Genomic DNA, 18,417 nt, shown 5'->3' on the forward strand with positions numbered 1-18,417 from the left:
GGTCGGGAGACCATTGTGCCGCCACGGTGCGGTGATCGCCCGGCGACGAACCCGGTATACCGGCCGCATGGGGGCGCCCGGTGTGGTTCGTTTCCTTTGGCCAATTCCTGAGCTGCGTTTTTCTGGGTGGATAGGGCCGAGTGGAGTAATCCGGCGGCGCGGCTCGCGCATTGACGGTTGAACGCATCCCATTGGCTCGCGTGCCTTCGGGGCGGGAGCGGGAGACTGGAGTTCGAACCGATGTCGCTTTGTGGTGCTGTGCGCGGCCAGGTGTCCTCGCGGCCTGGTCGGACCGGCTCGCCACCGGCGCGGGAATGTCCTGCCGATTTGAAATCTGCAATTTGCTGAAAGCAAAGCGCACCCGTTTGGTGGTACCGGCGAGGTCGGGCCGGGTTAACGCTAGTAGCGGAGGAGGTGAAGCGGGGAGGTCCGAGCCGGCTTTCGGGATCGGTGTCCCGGTGAGCGCATGATTCAGAAACCACTGAGCCGATTCGAACTGTTCCATTCACGGGATCTCGACGCGACGCGGGAGGCGGTCGGGCGCGTCTTCTGCGACCACCGCATGGAGCTGTCCGAGCGGGACGGCGAGCTCGACGCCCGGATGCACTCCAAGCGGCTCGACAAGGTCGGGATGAGCTACATCGGCTACGGCGCGGACGTGCGGGTCGATCCAGGTGTGCTCGAAACGTTCTACGTCGTGCAGGTGCCGCTGCTGGGCCACGGTCTGTTCCAGCAGGGCGCCGAGCACGTCTACGGCGTACTGGGCGTCGCGGTGGTGGTGGGTCCGACCAGGCCGTTGAGCATGCGGCTCGACGGCGACCTCGAACTCGTGATCCTGCGGATCGAGCGGACCGCGCTGGAGGCGACGCTGTCCGACCTGCTCGACCGGTCGCTGCCGAACCCCATCGAGTTCGACCTCGGCATGGCGATCTCGGGTTACGCGCGTACCTGGTACGACTACCTGATGTTCTGCGTGTCCGAGCTGAACCGGCCGGACAGTCTGCTCAACCATCCGCTGTCGATCCAGCAGATGGAGCAGAACCTGATGTCCGGGCTGCTCATCGCGCAGCACAGCAACTATGCCGAGATGCTGCACGGCAAGGCGCTGCCCGCGCCGTCGAGGGCCATCAGCAGGGCCGTCGAGATCATCGAGAACCACCCCGAACTGGCCCACACGATGGGCAGCCTCGCTCGTGAGGCCGGGGTCAGCGTGCGGGCGCTGCAGAAGGGCTTCCGCAGGCACCTCGACACCACGCCGAGCGCGTTCCTGCGTGGTGTGCGACTGCAGCGGGCGCACGACGAGCTGCGCGCCGCGCAGCCCGACACCGTCACCGTTGGCGAGGTCGCCGGCCGCTGGGGGTTCGTCCACCTCGGCCGCTTCGCCAACACCTACCGGCGCAAGTACAACGAGACCCCATCACAAACCCTGCACAGATGATGACCATGTATTTCTATGACGATTCGCAAAGAGGACACGAAGAGACGCAGAACGGCTCGTTGAGGGGACGGCCCGATCCTACTGTCGATGACATGACGACCGGTGAGCCCGGGCAGCGAAACCCGCGCGAGAACGGTGCTGGAGAACCGATCTGGGAACTCGTACGGCGGGTCAGGAAAATGCGGGGACTGACGCAGTACCAGCTCGCCGACGTGCTCGTTGACCTCTCCTCCAACGAGAGTGTGAGCAGGGACGAGGTGGCCCGCTGGGAGCGGGGCAAGCGGGTGCCGGGACCGTACTGGCGCCGCTGGCTCAGCGCCGCGCTCGACGTGCCGAGTGAGGAGCTCGCCGCCGCCGTGCGGTGTGGGCGCAGGCTTCGCTGACCGGTCCGTCAGCGAAAAACGGTCCCTGCCAATCGAACCCGGCATGACCGAGACTCCCGCCGTCGGTATCAAATGGACTGTGGGAGGCCCCGATGGGCAAGGCGCTGGTCGCGCTCGTCAACCCGAACCTCGTGCACCCCCCGATCACCCCGTACGCGCTGGACATCCTCACGACCTCCCTCGAGGCCGCCGGCTTCGACGCCGAGGTCGTGGACCTGACCTTTCAGCGGGACAATTGGCGAGCGGTGTTGCACGAATATTTCACGCACCGTGACCCCGCACTCGTCGGGATCACGATCCGCAACACCGACACCATTTACGCGCAGCAACAGAGAATGTTTCTCGGCGATCACCGGGAAATCGTCTCCGAAATCCGGTCGGTGACCCGAGCGCCGCTCGTCGGCGGCGGCGTCGGATTCTCGTCGATGCCGTACGCGCTCACCGACTACCTCGGTCTCGACTTCGGCGTGAAGGGCCCGGGGGAGAACCTCCTCGTCGCGCTCGCCGATGCGCTGCTCGCGGGCCGCCGCCCAGAGGAGATCCCGGGCCTGTTCGTCAACCGTGGCGGCGGCCGGATCGAGCGGGTGCCCGGACAGGCGTCGAACGGCCGGTCCCGCAGGCACATCGCGCCGGTGGACCTCGGCAGGACGTCGATGAACACCGCCACCGCCTACACGCGCCGCTCGGCGACGCCGTGGAAGGTGGACAACCTGCGGTACTACCGCGCGGGCGGGCTCGGCAACATTCTGACCAAGAACGGGTGCGCGTTCGCGTGCGCGCACTGCGTGGAGCCGGACGCCAAGGGCACGCTGTTCACGCGGCGGTCCGTCGAGGCGGTCGTGGACGAGATGGAGTCCCTCGTCGCGCAGGGCGTGCACGACCTGCACACCACCGACAGCGAGTTCAACCTCGTGATCGCCCACAGCAAGGCGGTGCTCAGGGAGATCGTGCGGCGCAAGGGCGCGAGCGCGGCGTCGCCGCTGCACGACCTGCGACTCTGGGTCTACGCCCAACCGAGGCCGTTCGACGAGGAGCTGATGGCGCTGCTCGCGGACGCGGGGTGCGCAGGTATGAACCTCGCTCCGGACCACGTCCGCGACGACATGCTCGACGGCTGGAAGCTCACCGCGGGCGGTGGCCGCTACTACACGTTCGACGACGCGCGCGAGGTGTGCGAGCTGGCCCGTCGCCACGACATCCCCGTGATGGTCGAGGTGCTGCTCGGGATGCCGGGCGAGACCGAGGAGACCGTGCGCGACGCCGTGCGGCGGACACTGGACCTCGATGTCGCCGTGGTCGGCTACAGCCTCGGCATCAGGGCGTTCCCGTACTCTCCGCTCGGCATCCGGCTCGCCGAGGAGTGCGGCGGGACACGGACCGTGCCGGGCCTGCAGTCGGACACGGCGGAGGAACCGATCGTGCTGACGCCGATGCGGAGCTGTCCGGTGGTCCAGTACGAGCGGCAGTTCGTGTTCGACGCGCGCGGCCGGTTCCGGCCGGTGTACTACCTGTCGCCCCTGCTGCCGGAGGAGCCGGAGACGGTCCGCACACCGGGCGGCCGGTGGGCCAACAGCGTGCGGTTGCTGTGGGATCTGGTGCCCGAGCAGGAGCGCTATCGCGTCATGTTGCCGACGCTCGCCGGCCTCACCGAGGACGACGACAACTATGCCGACAACCCCTTCCTGTTACGCGCCGTACAGCTCGGGTACACGGGTGCCTTCTGGTCTCATTGGCCCAGGCGAACGGAAATCCTCAAGGAAATACGCACAGTAGAAACGCCAGCTCAGGTGGTGGGTACCTGACCCGAGTTACATGAACAGAATTTGCAAGTTGCCCCGGCGAAAAAATTTCGCCGGGGTATCTTGTTACCCGAACGTCACTATGTAGCCTTGCAACCCTCGTGTTGGTTGACGGAATATCGGTCGGAGCTACCGCTCGGCGACGCAAGTGAGGTGGCCTCATGACAATGGCGCCTGATGCCCCGGATCTGCCTGCCAACCCGCTGAACATCAGGCTGTCCATCCGGCACGACCGGCTCTGGTGGCACATCGACGACGAGGACCACCTGCCCGAACGCTGGGACGTGTCGGCCGACGTGTGGGAGCTGGAATTGTGCCCGGAGCCGTTCCGGCACGTCGGGGACATCTCCCTGGTCATCGCGGATCTGCAGCGTGAGCGCAATTTGCTGGACTCCGTGGCTCTCGGCGAATGGGCGCTGGAGTTCATCGCCGAAACGGTGCTGGATTCCGCGGACGGACGCCTGCATCCGGAACTCGACGCGCAGCTCAGCGAAGGCCCGCCGCGCATGGTGATCCTGCGTGACGTCACGCTCGGTACGCAGTGGCGAGGGCACGGGCTCGCGGGCCCGCTCATCGCCGGGGCACTGCGCACGCTGGCGCCGACCGCGCGGCTCGCGGCGTGCCGCCTTTCGCCGGCGGACTTCCGCGGCAGTGCCCCTGACCGCGTCTCCGCGGAGCTCGCCGCGGTGCGGATGGCCGGGATGCTCGAGCGGATCGGGTTCTACCGCTGGCGTGAGGTGCATGTGCTGGACCTGCGCAACCCGGCACTGCTCGAGGCGAGGATGAGCCTGCTGAACAACTGGTGGCCCACGGAGCACGACGAACCCGGAGGCCAGGAAGGTCCATAGTGGACCAAAGTGCGACGCGCCGCGGTGTAGCGCGGTCAGCGGTAGCGTGCTACGCTGATCGCGGCTGCTGTTACAGGACCGTTCATCCGCAACACGTAGCCGTTGGCGGCGTGGCCAGCCTCCTTCGGGTTCCGGCCACGCCGCCAACCCCGAAACCGTGGGGACGATTGCCGAGGGGGTGTTGCGCTAGCGCGGGTGGAGTTCCCGTGCCAGTTGCTCGAGGGTCGCCCGCGACTGCTCCGGGGGGAGCGCGTGCTGCAGCAGGGCCGACCAGCGGGCGCGGTACCGGGCGACCTTCGCGGGTTGCCGGAAGTGCACCCAGTCCGCGCCGGTCCTGACGAAAACGGCTCCGGGGTCACCGTCGAGCTCGTCGGCCAGGTCCAGCAAGGAGAAGTTCCCCTCCACGCCCGTTGCGGCAGTGGACGGAACCACCTGGACGGCGACTGCCGGCCGGTCGGTGAGCGCGACCAGGTGCCCGAGCTGTTCGCGCAGCACGGCCGGTCCGCCGATCTCCCTTCGCAGCACGACCTCGTCAACGAGCACGTGCAGCTGTGGTGGGTCGTCGTGGTCGAGCAGCGCTCGACGACCGGGCAGCAGGGCCCGGTGCAGCTCCGGCAGCAACGGTTCGGCGATCCGGTGCAGCGCCTCGGCGTACGCCGGGGTCTGTACCAGGTCCGGCACGGTGTCCGGGGCGTAGACGCCGATCCGGGTGGCCGAGGACTCGAAGTTGACCAAGAGCTCGAGCTGGTGCAGCTCGGAGGGCTTCTCCGACCGCTTCACCTGCGGCAGAACCTGTTGCCACCACAGCGGTTTCGCCCGCGAGCGCTCGATGACCGAGGAATAGGGGCCGACGAGATGACCGTGGCCGAGCTCCTCAAGTGCGAGCTTGAGATAGCGCTTGCCGACGAGCCGGGTCGACGACTCGAAGTGACGCACCCCCGAGGCGCTCCTGCCGAGTGCGGCGGCGAGTTCGCCGGGAGTGCGGCCGCTGGCCTCGCGGAGCGCGGAGATGCGCGCGGCGAACCAGTCGGCGGTGACGACCGGAGTCGGTGCGACCACGAGGGCTGCCCTTCTGCGCTGAAGTCACGGGACCGTTCATCCGTCACTGTAATGCCTTGTCGAGGAGGGTTCCCCGACAAGGCGCTAGCTCGCGGCGGCCTCCAGCAGCGCGAGCGACTCGTCGGCGGGCAGCGCCTGCTCGAGCAACAAGGTCCAGACCCCGTCGAAGGGATCGATCTCGTGCGGCTCCTCGTAGTAGAGGTCCTGCGCGGCGGTGCGCACGTGCACGATGCCGGGGTAGGTGGGCAGCTCGGGCAGCAGCACGATGCGCGTGAAGCTGCCGCCCGTGCCCGCGTGCGCACCGGACTCCTCGGTCAGCACCCGGATGTCGACGCCCGCCCGCTTCGCCAGCTCGGCGAGGTGAGCGAGCTGGGCGGCGAGCACGTCCGGCCCACCGACCTTCCGGTGCAGCACCGCCTCGTCGAGGACGCACTGCACCTCGGGCGGATCCGGCCGGTCGAGCACGTCCTGCCTGCCTTCGGCGAGCCTGCTCCACAGCCGGACCTCGTCGTCGCTCGCGTGCGGCATGCTCGCGCGCACCAGCGCCTCGGCGTAGTCGCCGGTCTGGAACACCTCCGGCACGAACTGAGCCTGGTACATCCGCAGCCGCACGGCCGAGGCCTCGCAGCTCAGCAGCAGCTTGGACTGCTCTGGCACGAAGTCGGCGGGAAAGCTGTGCTCCCACCAGTCCCTCCAGTTCCGCTTGCCCGCGTTCTTGAGCAGGGACTGGAAGTTCGGGAGCTGGTCGCGGCAGCCGTAGGTCGAGAGCAGCGTGTCGATGTTGGCGATCTGCGGGAGGTTGCGGCCGCGCTCGACCTGCATCAGCGCCTTGTCCCCGGTCTCGCCCGCCGCCTCGGCGGCCGCCTTCAGGTTCAGGCCTTTGGCGTTGCGCATCCGCTTGAGCTCGCGGCCGACGGCTCGCCTGACCGCGGTCTTCCCCGGCTCGACCAAGTGGCCACCTCTCGGCGTGGGGTGACATGCGCGCGCATTCACCCGAATAGGCCACGCCGAGGTGTAGCGGACTACCTACGTAGCGCGCTACATTTGGCCGTGGCTACGTGCTGTTGACACCTGTCACGTTAGCCCCCGGTGGTCGCGGCCGTGAAACCCCCTGGATCGCGGTCGCGTCGCCGGTGCAGCCGGGGTGGTCACTGTGGGGAGGTCGGGTGGGCCGAGAGACTCGCCGCGTGTGCGCTGCCGCGACACGCCTCACCGGAAGCGGATGGAGGAGTGCCGTGAGCATGAGCGGCGCCGGCGACTGGGCGCGCCTGGCGAGGGCGGTCGAGGACGCACGACGCCGGGTGAGCCGCTTCGCCGACGACGACTGGAGCGACCTCGCCTGCCGGGCGCGCCAGGAGGCGGCGGACGTCGAGGCGTGGGAACGGCGGCGGCGCGGCAGGGCCGTGCGGCTGTGGGTCGCGTGGCTCGAGCTTCACGCGGCGGCCCTCGACGCCGACGACGCGCAGGTGCGGCTCGCCGGTTACCTGCGGCATCCCTTCCACCGCACCGGCGACCGGCCGTCGCTGTACTTCGTGGAGGCCCCGGTGCCGTGCGAGCACCTGCCGGCGGAGCAGCGCGAGTTCCTCGACGGCGACTACCCGCGTGCCGCACTCGCGCACCTCGGCGACAGGGCGCCGTACGGGCCGTTCGAACGCGCTCACGTCGAGCACTACGCCGACGCACTGACCTCGGGCCGCGCGCGCCTGCTCGCCCGGCACGGCGAGCGGAGTGAGCCCGCACTCGCCGCGCGCGGCCCGTTCCCACCCGGAATCCGGTTGTCGTACTGGAAGGTGCGGCAGAAGGTGTTGTTCCTGGCCGGTCCGGGGGAGGCCCGCATCCGGGCCGAGGAGCTTGCCGGGACCATTGTGGACGGTTCCGGCCTGCCGCTCGCCCGCGTGGCAGGCATCGAAGCGAACGACGGCTACGCGAGCGTGTCCGACGGTCACTGGGTCCATCCCGTTGACAGCGTGGGACCGTTCGGCACCACCGCGCTGTGGGACGACTACGACGCCGCCGAGCACGACGCCGGGGTGCCGGCCGCGCTCGCCGGTGTCCTCGCCCGTGCGGCAGGCCAGATTCGGGAGGTGTTCCGCCGGGACGCCCTCGAATGTGCCCTTCCCCCGGCCGCGCGGGAGGCCTGCTCGGCCGCGTCGCGGCACGCGGCCGAGCAGGCCCGGCTCATCGCCGAGGGCAAGTCGCCTGCGGAACTGCACCGGCTGGCCGACGACGCCGACCAGCTCGCCGACCGGCTCGACGACGAGGACCGCGACGGTGACGCCGAACGGTTGCGGCAGCAGGCCGTGATCTACCGCAGGCTCGCCGAAGCGGACTCCTGACGTGCTGCGTGCGCCGCCTCGACCAGCGCCCGCAGCGCGGGCTCGATCTCCGGATAGCGCCGCGTCTTCAGCCCGCAGTCCGGGTTGACCCACAACCGTTCGGCCGGCAGCACCGCCACGGCGGCCGCGAGCGCCTTGCGCATCTCCTCGCTGTCCGGCACGCGGGGCGAGTGGATGTCGTACACACCTGGTCCCACGGCACGGCCGAACCCGATCGCGGCGAGGTCACGCAGGACCTCCATATTGGACCGTGCCGCCTCCAGTGAGGTCACGTCGGCGTCGAGCGCGTCGATCGCCATGATGACGTCGCCGAACTCGGAGTAGCACAGGTGCGTGTGAACCTGCGTGGCGTCGGAAACGCCCGCGGTCGCGAGGCGGAACGCGGCGATGCCCCAGTCCACGTACTCCTGCTGCCGGTCCTGCCGTGGTGGCAGCAGCTCGCGCAGTGCGGGCTCGTCGACCTGGACGATGCGCAGCCCGGCGCGCTCCAGGTCCGCGACCTCGTCGCGCAGCGCGAGCGCCACCTGGTCCGCGGTCTCGGCGAGCGGCTGGTCGGTGCGGACGAACGACCACGCCAGCATCGTCACGGGTCCGGTCAGCATGCCCTTCACCGGCCGGTCGGTGAGCGACTGCGCGTAGGTGCTCCACTCGACCGTGATGGGGCGGGGCCGGGACACGTCGCCGTGCAGGATCGGCGGGCGTACGCAACGGGATCCGTACGACTGCACCCAGCCGTGCTCGGTGGCCGCGAAGCCGTCGAGCCGCTCGGCGAAGTACTGCACCATGTCGTTGCGCTCGGGCTCGCCGTGCACCAGCACGTCCAGTCCGATGTCCTCCTGGAGGCGCACCACCCGCTCGATCTCGGCCCGCATGGCGGCCGTGTACCGGGCTTCGTCGATGCGGCCCGCGCGCAGCCCCGCCCGTGCGGCGCGCACCTCGGACGTCTGCGGGAACGAGCCGATCGTCGTAGTGGCCAGATCGGGCAGGCGCAGGCGTTCGCGTTGCGCGGCGGCACGTCGCCCGAAGCCGGGCCTGCGCCGGTGTTCCGGGCGCAGCGCGCTGATCCGCGCGCGAACCTGGTCGTCCCGCCTGCCCGCGAGACGGGTCACCTCGTCCGCGTGGGCCAGCTCGCCCGCCACGGCATCGGCGCCCTCGCGCAGCGCACGAGCGATGGTCACGACCTCGGCCACCTTCTGCTCGGCGAACGCGAGCCGTTGCCGCACAACGGGATCGAGGCCGCGCTCCGCGTCCAGGTCGTAGGGCACGTGCAGCAACGAGCAGGAGGTGGAGACACCGAGATCGCGTACCGAGCCCAGCAGGGCCGCCGCCGTGCGCACCGCGGCGCGCAGGTCCGTGCGCCACACGTTGCGCCCGTCGACGAGCCCGGCGACCACGGTCTTGTCGCGCAGGCGCCGCTCGGCCGTCAGCTCCGTCAGCGCCCGCTCGTCGCTCACCAGGTCGACGGCGAGGCCCTCGACGCCGGTGCCCGCCAGCACCCCGAGCGCGTCGCCGAGCCTGCCGAAGTAGCCGGCCACCAGGATGCTGGGCCGGGCGCGCAGTGCGGACAGGCGCGTGTAGGCGGATGCGAGCGCCCGCAGTTCCTCCGGCGTGCGGTCGGCGACGAACGCGGGCTCGTCGAGCTGTACCCACGCGACGCCCTCTGCGGCCAGCAGGCCCAGCAGCTCCGCGTAGGCGTCGAGCAAGCCGTCGAGCAGGTCCAGGGTGCGGAAACCGGCGGGGGAGCCGGGCGACGGCTTTGCGAGCAGCAGGAACGTCAGCGGTCCTGGCAGCACCGGTCGGGTGCTGATCCCGAGTCCGGCCGCCTCCCGGTACTCGGCGAGCGGTTTGTCCGTCGCCAGCCGGAACCTGGTGCCCGGCGACAGCTCGGGCACCAGGTAGTGGTAGTTCGTGTCGAACCACTTGGTCAGTTCCAGCGGGCTGAGCCCTGGCCGTCCCCTCGCCATCGCGAAGTAGGAATCCACTGTGGACAAGCCGCGGTAGCGCTCGGGTACCGCGTCGAAGAGTTGCGCGGTGTCCAGCAGGTGGTCGTAGAACGAGAACGTGTTGCCCGGAACGGAATCCAGTCCGCTTGCGCGCAAGCTCTCCCACGTCGAGCGGCGCAGCGCGGCCGCGGTGGCCTCCAGCTCGGCCACGCCGGTGCTGCCGGCCCAGTAGGACTCGAGCGCCTTCTTGAGCTCCCTGCGCGGACCGATCCTCGGGTATCCCAGCACGGTGGCGCCGATGTCCGGATTCAGGGCATGACTGTCGTGCGTTTCTGCCACGGCTCTCTCCTCGCGAGCGGTTGCGGGCACGCGCGCACCGGCGGTGCGCGCGGCGGTGGCAGGTATTCGGACTCGCGGGCACCCGCCGGACACCTCCGGCGCGCCTACTGGCCGTCGCTTCCCAGGCACCGTGTGCCCAGTGCGTCATGACGGCGGTCGTTCCCGCTCACCGCTGCGGGGGCAGTCCTGGACTCGCACCAGGTTCCCTCTTGCCTCGCCGGGCCGTACGGTCCGGCGAACCACCAGCACGCCCACTCTAGCGGTCCGCACAGGCGATGCACAGCGATGGAAACCTATGCAAACGAGCACGCATGGCGTATGCTCAAACATGAAGCGAACGTAAAGACTTTCACGTTTGCTGGCCTGCCGGGCGCCCACAGCCCCCTCCCCAGGGCGCCCTGGCATGTGAGGAGTGCCCCGGTGCTGAACCCCCAGCAGCACCGGGGCACTCACCTTTTCGCGATGGGGTTCCACATCGCTGCGGACGGGCAGTGGGCGGGGGCTCAGCTTGCCGGGCGCTGCCTCGGCATCCGCTGCGAGTTGATGCCCCGCAGCACCTCGATGCGGTCGGTGCCGGGCCAGCTGTTGACCCAGCTCGAGCCGGTCACGTCCTTGGCGTGCTTCTTCAACGGGGCGAGCAGCCGCGAGATCTCCCGGTACGAGCCGACGGACGAGCCCGCGCAGACCAGCGTCGCGAGTGACACCGTCACGGGCAGCCCCTCCGCGTACCACCGGCTGTCCAGCAGCCCGTCGGCCACGGTCGTGATCTTGTCGATGTCGCAGGCGATGAGGAAGTCGTCGCCGCCCACGTGGCTCACCGTGACGCCGCCGAGGTTCGTCGCCAGGTCGGTGAGCTTGCGGCCGAGGGCGCGGATCAGGTCGTCGCCCGCCGCGAACCCCACGGTGTCGTTGACCTTCTTGAAGGAGTCGACGTCGAGCCAGCCCACCACGAGCGGCTGTCCCGCGGCGATGCGCCGGTCCACGGCCCGAGCCACCGAGTCGCTGCCCGGCAGCCGGGTGAGCGGGTTGAGCGCGGCCGCCTCCTCGATCTTCGCGTCGGCGAGCCCGCGCACCACCTCGTGCACCAGCACCACGCCCTGGCAGCGGCCCGCGTCGTCGATCACCACCACGTCGTCGGCGGTGCGGTCCCAGTCGGCGTCGGTGACCAGGTCGAGCAGTTCCAGCGCGGCGGCGCCGTGGCGGATCACGTGCGGTGCGTCGGCGAGGCGCTCGGCGGGGCGGTTGGCGTGCAGGGCGTGACCGAACGGTCCCGTGACCGCGAGCAGGAACCGTGTGCGGTCGATCGACCACTGTGGACGGCCCTGTTCGTCGAGACCGATGATGCCGGTCGGCGCGTCGTTGTCAACGAGGACGTTGCGGACCTCCTCGCACGTCGCCTCGGCGGGCAGGGTCGTGGCTGGCCGCAGGAAGTCCTTCACGGTCGGCGCGCTCGTCGGCGTGAACGAGGGTGGTCCCTCCTGGCCGTCGGGCGTGGCCAGCGTCGCCGCGCCCATCGGCGCCATGCCTCCGCGGGCGGGTGCGAAGAGGTTGCCCTGCACCACCCGGATACCGAGCCTGCGGACGGTGTTGAGCTGGTCCTCGGTCTCGATGCCCGTCGCGACGAGCCGGAGGTCGGTGCGGGCGGCGAAGTGGACGAGCGACTCGACGAGGGCGACCGTCGCCGGGTCGTCGGGAAGGCGGCGCAGGGTCGTACGGTCCAGCTTGACCAGGTCCACCCGCGATTCGGCGAGCAGATTGAGGGGAAGATCACCCGCGCCGAGGCCGTCGAAGGCCAGCCGGAAGCCGAGCTCGCCGAGCCGGGCCATCCCGGAGAGCAGGGCGGCGGGCGCGATGCCGTGGAAGGGCGGGCCGATCTCCAGGACGATCTCGCGGGGTCTGCGGCTGGTCTCGCCGAGCGCGTCGAAGAGCGGCTGCAGCGCGGGTTTGGGGGCGGCCGCAGTGAGCGCCGTCACGTTGAGATGCAGGGGAAGCAGGGTCGCGTGCGGTGCCTCGTCCAGCACGGCGCGGGCTGCGAGGCCCACGTCCACCTCGACGAGCCTTCCCCGGCGCAGGGCGGAGCCGAGCAGGTCGCCGACGCCTCCGGAGGCGGGACGGGCCAGTGCCTCGACCGCCACGACCCCACCAGTGTGCAGGCTGTACAGCGGCTGGAACGCGAAGCGAACTTGGTTCACACCGACTCCCACGCCCGAAAACTTCACCCGCTTTTGGCCCATTTCAGTGAAAAACAGCCCGATCGTTACACAGGAATAACGGCCGATCAAGCTGGCTCGCGCCGCTCCGCGCTTCTTGTTTAGGCCATCCAGCTGAAGTTCTGCTGAACAGCTACTGAGCAGTAGTGACAACTCGTGACGATTCGTGAAATGTGTGCCCCCGTGAACTCGCTCAGCAGGCGCGAGATGTTCCGCGCTGGGGGTGCGCTGGCCGCGGTCGCCGGCGCCGGAATGCTCGGTCCGACGGCGGCGGCGCAGGAGGCCGGCCCGTTCGCCCATGGGGTCGCCTCCGGTGATCCGCTACCCGACGGTGTGCTCCTGTGGACCAGGGTGACGCCGGCCCCGGAGGCCGTGCCAGGGTCGGGGCTCGGACCCGAGGTCATGGTCAGCTGGGAGATCGCGCGCGACGAGGCCTTCACGAGTGTGGCCGCGCGGGGGAGCGTCACTACCGGGCCCGCCCGCGACCACACCGTCAAGGTCGACGTCGCCGGGCTGGAGCCGGCCACGTGGTACTGGTACCGCTTCGCCGTCGCGGGCACGGCCTCGCCGGTCGGGCGCACACGGACCGCGCCCGCCGTCGGCGCCGCCGTCGAACGGCTCCGCTTCGGCGTCGTCTCGTGCTCCAACCTGCAGTCCGGTCACTTCGCCGCATACCGCCACCTCGCCGAGCGCGACGACCTCGACCTCGTGGTGCACCTCGGTGACTACCTCTACGAGTACGGCGCCGAGGACGGCGCGGTCCGCCCGCACGACCCGCCTGTCGAGATGACGACGCTGGAGCACTACCGGCGCAGGCACGCGCAGTACAAGTCGGACCCGGACCTGCGGGCGCTGCACGCCCGCGTGCCCTTCGCCGTCACGTGGGACGACCACGAGTCGGCCAACGACGCGTGGTCGGGCGGCGCCGAGAACCACACCGAGGGCGCCGAGGGCACCTGGACGGACCGTCGCGCCGCGTCGCAACAGGCCTACGCCGAGTGGATGCCGGTGCGTTACGAGCCGGGCGGGCGGCTCTACCGCAGACTCACCTTCGGCACGCTCGCGGAGCTGTCGATGCTCGACCTGCGGACCTACCGGAGCAGGCAGGCGGCGCACCCGTTCGACCCCGCCATCGGCGACCCGGAGCGCACCATCGCGGGCGCGGAGCAGCTCGGCTGGCTCACCTCCGGCCTGGTCACCGCGAGCGCGCAGTGGAAGCTCGTCGGCAACCCCGTGATGATCGCGCCGGTGCGGTTCCCGTCCACGCTGGCCCCACGGGAGCTGGACGCCCTCTCGCGGCTGCTCGGGCCGTTGCTCGGCCCGCCCTACAACGTCGACCAGTGGGACGGCTACACCGCCGACCGCGCCAGGGTGCTCGGCGTCCTGCGCGACCACGGCGTGCGCGACACGGTCTTCCTCACCGGCGACATCCACTCGGCGTGGGCCGCGGAGCTGCCTGCCGATCCGCTGACCTACCCGCTCACGCGCGAGTCGGTCGGCGCCGAGCTGGTCTGCACGTCCGTGACGAGCGACAACCTCGACGAGATCCTCGGGGTGCCGCCGCGCACGGGCTCGCTCGCGGTCGAGGCGGCGATCCGGCTCAACAACCCGCACGTGCGTCACCTCGACTTCGACTCGCACGGCTACTCCGTGCTGGAGGTGACGCCCGCGGCCGTGCGGATGGACTGGTTCGTGCTCGCGGACCGGAAGGATCCGGCGAGCCCCGCCGCGCACTCCGTCTCCTTCGCGGTGTCCGCGGGCACACAGCGAGTCACGAGGGCGAGGGAGGCACTGCGATGACCGCGCTCTCACGCAGGCAGGTGCTCCGCGCCGCCGCGGGCACGGGTGCAACCGTGGTGCTCTCCGCCGCGGCGGGCACCGCACGGGCGGAGCGGGGGCCGCGTGCGCTGCGGGTGTACGTACTCGTGGTGGACGGTCTGCGGGCCGACGAGATCGACCCGGTGCTGACCCCGAACCTGCACGAGCTGCGGGCGAACGGGACGAACTACCCCGCCGCGCGCTCGCTGGCCGTGGCCGAGACGATCCCCAACCACGTGATGATGATGAGCGGGATGCGGCCCGACCGCACCGGCGTGCCCGCGAACTCGGTGTACGACCGCGCCCAGCGCCGCGTGCGCACCCTGGACCAGCCCGCCGACCTGCGCGCACCGACCGTGCTCGACCGGCTCGCCTCGGCGGGGCGCGTCACCGGCAGCGTGCTGAGCAAGGAGTACCTCTACGGCGTCTTCGGCGAGCGCGCGAGCGTGCGCTGGGAGCCGTTCCCGATCCTGCCGATCACCGGGCACGCTCCCGACCTGGCGACCGTGGACGCGCTGATCGCGATGGTCGACGAGGCCGATCCGGACCTCGTGTTCGCCAACTTCGGCGACGTCGACCGCGTCGGCCACGCCGACCTCACCGGCACCACTCTGCGGGCGGCCCGCACGGCGGCCCTCTGGTCGGCGGATCTGCAGGTGGGCCGGTTCGTCGCGGAGCTGAAGGGAAGCGGACGCTGGCTCTCGAGCGTGCTCGTGGTGCTGGCCGACCATTCGATGGACTGGTCGCTGCCGCACCGCGTGGTCTCGCTGCGGTCGCGTGTGGACGACGACGCGGCGCTCGCGGGCAAGGTGGAGATCGCGCAGAACGGCGGTGCGGACCTGCTCGCCTTCACCGGTCCCGAGGCGGAACGGCCCGCCGCGGTGGCGCGGCTGCGGCGGCTCGCGCTCGCCACCGAGGGCGTGCTGTCGGCGCACGCGCCAGCGGAGCTGCGGCTCGGGCCGGAGGCCGGCGACCTCGTGGTGTTCTCCCGTGCGGGCTGGCGGTTCACCGACCCACAGGTGTGGTCCAACCCGATTCCCGGAAACCACGGGCATCCGGCGACGGAGCCGATCCCGTTCTTCGTCGCGGGCGGTCACCCCTCGGTGCGGTCCGGGGTCACCTCGGCGGCGCAGGCGAGGACCATCGATGTGGCCCCGACGGTGGGCGCGCTGTTCGGCCTGCCCGCGCCCGCTGGCGGCTACGACGGCACGGCGCGGCTGGAGGCCTTCGGGTCCCGTCCGCAGTGAAGGCCACCTTCACTGCGTTCAGCGCAGTGAAGGTGGCCTTCACTGCGGATTCGCGTGCGGCTTGGCTGCACTCTTCCTCGAGCGTTTTCCGCCGGGGGCGATCCGGGTGGTTCTGGGAAAGCCTCCGGTGCGGGTGTGCGTTTCCGATGTGCCGATTCCCCGTGAGTACCCCGAAAAACGCGGCCCCGCCGGTAATCGCGCGCATTCGCGGGGCCGTGCACCGGCTTGCCGGTGATTGAGAGCCCCGGCACCGTGGTACACCTTCGGTGTCGGCGTCGGCACCCGCGGTGCGCGCGGCGAGGATCGTTGATCATTACGCAACCAGTTGCTGAATACGCTACGAACTCAGCCGGCGGGGTACTTGTCAGGCGCGTGGACTAGAAAACCCGCCGAACATCGACCCAGGGCAACCTTGAGTAGTGTTCGCTGCTCCAAACGGGTTGCTCTGTTACTTGGCACACAAACCGCTTGGCGAAGCTGTCAAGGGGTGTGCGGTCGTGTGCCCGCGCAACGCCTCTACCACTCGGTATACCGGTTTCCCGAGGCACGGGGGGCGTGTGCGCGCAGCGCCCACCGGTACGGAATGCGTGCCTTGGCGTTATACATGGGGTGAAAACGCACGTCACGCAATCGACGCATTGATCGTGTGTGGTCCCGATCAATAGATTGAGTTCAGGCGGTTTGCTCAGATCAGCGCCGATGTGCTGCAATCCCGCCGAGTCGGGGTGAAGGGAACGGGTCTTGACGGGCCCGGTGCCTGGCTGCGCTCAAAAGCGCGCCGCGGGTCGATATCGGGACTGACGGCGATTTGCCGGTCCGGCCTGCTCAATTTCGTGCGCCCTTTTTCCGACAATTTTCGAAGCGAGCCGTGACCTAGGAGGCAGCGCGCATGACGGAATCGACAGCCGGCCGAACGCACCTGGACCCGGCTGGCACCGCGGAGAGAAGCCGGGTGGAGGCGCACCCCGCGCAGGAGTTCGGTGCCGATCCGTTGACCGTGCGCGAGACCGACCACTACACCAACGAGTACGTCAAGGGTTTCGTCGAGAAGTGGGACGACCTGATCGACTGGCGCAAGCGCTACGAGAGCGAGGGCAGCTTCTTCATCGACCTGCTCAAGGCCCGTGGCGTGAAGTCGGTGCTCGACGTGGCCACCGGCACGGGCTTCCACTCCGTGCGGCTCGTCGAGGAGGGCTTCGACACGGTCAGCGTCGACGGCAGCGCCGAGATGCTGGCGAAGGCGTTCGAGAACGGGCTCGAGTACGGCGGGCACATCCTGCGGGTGGTGCACGCCGACTGGCGCTGGCTCAACCGCGACGTGCACGGTGAGTTCGACGCCGTGGTGTGTCTCGGGAACTCGTTCACCCACCTGTTCTCCGAACGCGACCGGCGCAAGGCGCTCGCCGAGTTCTACGCCGTGCTCAAGCACGACGGCGTGCTGATCCTTGACCAGCGCAACTACGACTCCATTTTGGACAGTGGGTTCAGCAGCAAGCACACGTACTACTACTGCGGCGACGAGGTGACCGCGGAGCCGGAGTACGTCGACGAGGGTCTCGCGCGGTTCCGCTACCAGTTCCCGGACAGCTCGCAGTACCACCTCAACATGTTCCCGCTGCGCAAGGACTACACGCGCCGCCTGCTGCGCGAGGTCGGGTTCCAGCGGGTTGAAACCTACGGCGACTTCCAGGAGACCTTCAGCGCGGATGATCCGGACTTCTTCATCCACGTCGCGGAGAAGCGGTACCTGGAGGCCGACGAGGACACCCGCAACTACTCGGCCGCGGTCAACGTGGCACGCGACTACTACAACTCGGACGACGCGGACAACTTCTACTTCCACATCTGGGGCGGCGAGGACATCCACGTCGGGCTCTACGACTCGCCCGGCGAGGAGATCGCCAGCGCGAGCAGGCGCACGGTGGAGCGGATGGCGGGCAAGCTGGGCCTCACCGAGGGCATGCGCGTGCTCGACATCGGTTCGGGATACGGTGGCGCCGCGCGCTACCTCGCCGCCACCTACGGCTGCGCGGTGACGTGTCTCAACCTCAGCGAGGTCGAGAACGAGCGCAACCGGCGGTTCAGCGAGGAGCAGGGGCTCGGACACTTGATCGACGTGGTCGACGGCTCGTTCGAGGACCTGCCGTTCGAGGACAATGAGTTCGACGTCGTGTGGTCGCAGGACGCGATGCTGCACAGCGGCGACCGCATCCGCGTCCTCCAGGAGGTGACCAGGGTCCTCAAGCCGAAGGGTCAGTTCATTTTCACCGACCCGATGGCCTCCGACGGCTGCGAGAAGGCGGCACTTCGGCCGATCCTGGACCGGCTCCACCTGGACTCGATGGGCTCGCCGTCGTTCTACCGGCGCGAGCTCAACCGGCTCGGCATGTCCTCGGTCGACTTCGAGGACCACACCCCGCAGCTCGCCACCCACTACGGGCGGGTGCTCGAGGAGACCGAGCGACGTAACGACGACCTCTCCGGCAGCGTTAGTACGGAATATCTGACACGGATGAAGATCGGACTGAAGAACTGGGTCGAAGGCGGTCGTGCGGGCAACCTCGCGTGGGGAATCTTCCACACCCGCGCCTGAGTCCCGAAATTCCCTTCCCCCACGGCAACCACGGCAAAAGGAAGCATTGTGACTGCAAATCGAAGGTTGTTCACGAGCGAGTCGGTGACCGAGGGCCATCCGGACAAGATGTGCGACGCCATCAGCGACTCCATTCTGGACGCGATGCTGGCCGCCGACCCGCGCAGCCGGGTCGCCGTCGAGTCCCTGATCACGACCGGTCAGGTGCACGTGGCCGGTGAGGTCACGACCGACGCCTACGTCGACGTGCCCACGCTGGTGCGCGAGAAGGTGCTGGAAATCGGCTACGACTCCTCCTCGAAGGGCTTCGACGGGGCCTCGTGCGGGGTGAACGTGGCGATCGGGTCGCAGTCGCCGGACATCGCGCAGGGCGTGGACACGGCGTACGAGTCGAGGCTGGAGAA

General features: G+C 69.6%; 13 protein-coding genes and 1 riboswitch. Of the genes, 9 read left to right on the forward strand and 4 right to left on the reverse strand.

The genetic code is table 11. The features are described 5' to 3' along the window. Nucleotides 1-466: 466 nt before the first annotated feature. The 4 genes from DI005_RS30600 to DI005_RS30615 all read left to right on the forward strand — a co-directional run bounded on the left by DI005_RS30600 (nt 467) and on the right by DI005_RS30615 (nt 4,468). The gene (locus DI005_RS30600; RefSeq protein WP_233520378.1) at nt 467-1,438 is read left to right on the forward strand and encodes an AraC family transcriptional regulator; all 972 of its coding nucleotides are present in this window, start codon (nt 467-469) and stop codon (nt 1,436-1,438) included. 92 nt (nt 1,439-1,530) lie between these two features. After that, nucleotides 1,531-1,821, forward strand: coding sequence for a helix-turn-helix transcriptional regulator (locus tag DI005_RS30605; RefSeq protein ID WP_112272340.1), 291 nt, complete (start codon nt 1,531-1,533; stop codon nt 1,819-1,821). Nucleotides 1,822-1,913: 92 nt separating this feature from the next. Then, on the forward strand, nt 1,914-3,623 hold the full coding sequence (tsrT, locus tag DI005_RS30610; RefSeq protein ID WP_112272338.1) for a tryptophan 2-C-methyltransferase: 1,710 nt from the start codon (nt 1,914-1,916) through the stop codon (nt 3,621-3,623). A 158-nt stretch (nt 3,624-3,781) separates the two neighbouring features. Next, the gene (locus DI005_RS30615) at nt 3,782-4,468 is read left to right on the forward strand and encodes a hypothetical protein (RefSeq protein ID WP_137096193.1); all 687 of its coding nucleotides are present in this window, start codon (nt 3,782-3,784) and stop codon (nt 4,466-4,468) included. Between the two features lie 186 nt (nt 4,469-4,654). Here DI005_RS30615 and DI005_RS30620 read toward each other — a convergent pair whose 3' ends face one another. Together DI005_RS30620 and DI005_RS30625 are read right to left on the reverse strand one after the other, a co-directional pair. Beyond that, the gene (locus tag DI005_RS30620) at nt 4,655-5,527 is read right to left on the reverse strand and encodes a helix-turn-helix transcriptional regulator (protein WP_113644466.1); all 873 of its coding nucleotides are present in this window, start codon (nt 5,525-5,527) and stop codon (nt 4,655-4,657) included. Nucleotides 5,528-5,611: 84 nt separating this feature from the next. Next, on the reverse strand, nt 5,612-6,478 hold the full coding sequence (locus DI005_RS30625; RefSeq protein WP_113644467.1) for a DUF5753 domain-containing protein: 867 nt from the start codon (nt 6,476-6,478) through the stop codon (nt 5,612-5,614). Nucleotides 6,479-6,768: 290 nt separating this feature from the next. Between DI005_RS30625 and DI005_RS30630 the strand changes: the two genes are divergently transcribed. Then, entirely contained in the window at nt 6,769-7,863 is a 1,095-nt protein-coding gene (locus DI005_RS30630; RefSeq protein ID WP_199543355.1) for a hypothetical protein, read from the forward strand. Here the strand turns inward: DI005_RS30630 and metE are convergent. Further along, nucleotides 7,833-10,145 (reverse strand): 5-methyltetrahydropteroyltriglutamate--homocysteine S-methyltransferase, encoded by a 2,313-nt coding sequence (gene metE, locus DI005_RS30635; protein ID WP_369973633.1) that lies wholly within the window; start codon nt 10,143-10,145, stop codon nt 7,833-7,835. The genes DI005_RS30630 and metE overlap by 31 nt on opposite strands. A gap of 39 nt (nt 10,146-10,184) precedes the next feature. Further along, a riboswitch (cobalamin riboswitch) is annotated at nt 10,185-10,404 on the reverse strand. 244 nt (nt 10,405-10,648) lie between these two features. Then, nucleotides 10,649-12,379, reverse strand: coding sequence for a GGDEF domain-containing protein (locus tag DI005_RS30640; protein WP_112272330.1), 1,731 nt, complete (start codon nt 12,377-12,379; stop codon nt 10,649-10,651). Between the two features lie 147 nt (nt 12,380-12,526). On the opposite strand from DI005_RS30640, the gene DI005_RS30645 reads away from it, so the two are divergent. The 4 genes from DI005_RS30645 to DI005_RS30660 form a co-directional block, all read left to right on the forward strand. Next, entirely contained in the window at nt 12,527-14,155 is a 1,629-nt protein-coding gene (locus DI005_RS30645; protein ID WP_113644468.1) for an alkaline phosphatase, read from the forward strand. After that, nucleotides 14,152-15,420, forward strand: a complete 1,269-nt coding sequence (locus tag DI005_RS30650) for an alkaline phosphatase family protein (RefSeq protein WP_113644469.1) — start codon at nt 14,152-14,154, stop codon at nt 15,418-15,420. Before DI005_RS30645 ends, DI005_RS30650 begins: the two co-directional genes overlap by 4 nt. Before the next feature lie 889 nt (nt 15,421-16,309). Beyond that, nucleotides 16,310-18,013, forward strand: coding sequence for a methyltransferase domain-containing protein (locus tag DI005_RS30655; protein ID WP_112272325.1), 1,704 nt, complete (start codon nt 16,310-16,312; stop codon nt 18,011-18,013). Nucleotides 18,014-18,061: 48 nt separating this feature from the next. Further along, the coding region (locus tag DI005_RS30660; protein WP_304481741.1) for an S-adenosylmethionine synthetase N-terminal domain-containing protein at nt 18,062-18,417 on the forward strand (356 nt) is incomplete at its 3' end.

This window comes from Prauserella sp. PE36, assembly GCF_003311655.1.
Classification (GTDB): Bacteria; Actinomycetota; Actinomycetes; order Mycobacteriales; family Pseudonocardiaceae; genus Prauserella_A; species Prauserella_A endophytica.

Coding starts and splice junctions, on each gene's coding strand:
- DI005_RS30615 (WP_137096193.1), top strand. CDS start 3,782: ATGACAATGGCGCCTGATGCCCCGGATCTGCCTGCCAACCCGCTGAAC.
- DI005_RS30600 (WP_233520378.1), top strand. CDS start 467: ATGATTCAGAAACCACTGAGCCGATTCGAACTGTTCCATTCACGGGAT.
- DI005_RS30650 (WP_113644469.1), top strand. CDS start 14,152: ATGACCGCGCTCTCACGCAGGCAGGTGCTCCGCGCCGCCGCGGGCACG.
- DI005_RS30645 (WP_113644468.1), top strand. CDS start 12,527: ATGTGTGCCCCCGTGAACTCGCTCAGCAGGCGCGAGATGTTCCGCGCT.
- tsrT (WP_112272338.1), top strand. CDS start 1,914: ATGGGCAAGGCGCTGGTCGCGCTCGTCAACCCGAACCTCGTGCACCCC.
- DI005_RS30630 (WP_199543355.1), top strand. CDS start 6,769: ATGAGCGGCGCCGGCGACTGGGCGCGCCTGGCGAGGGCGGTCGAGGAC.
- DI005_RS30605 (WP_112272340.1), top strand. CDS start 1,531: ATGACGACCGGTGAGCCCGGGCAGCGAAACCCGCGCGAGAACGGTGCT.
- DI005_RS30640 (WP_112272330.1), bottom strand. CDS start 12,379: ATGGGCCAAAAGCGGGTGAAGTTTTCGGGCGTGGGAGTCGGTGTGAAC.
- DI005_RS30655 (WP_112272325.1), top strand. CDS start 16,310: ATGACGGAATCGACAGCCGGCCGAACGCACCTGGACCCGGCTGGCACC.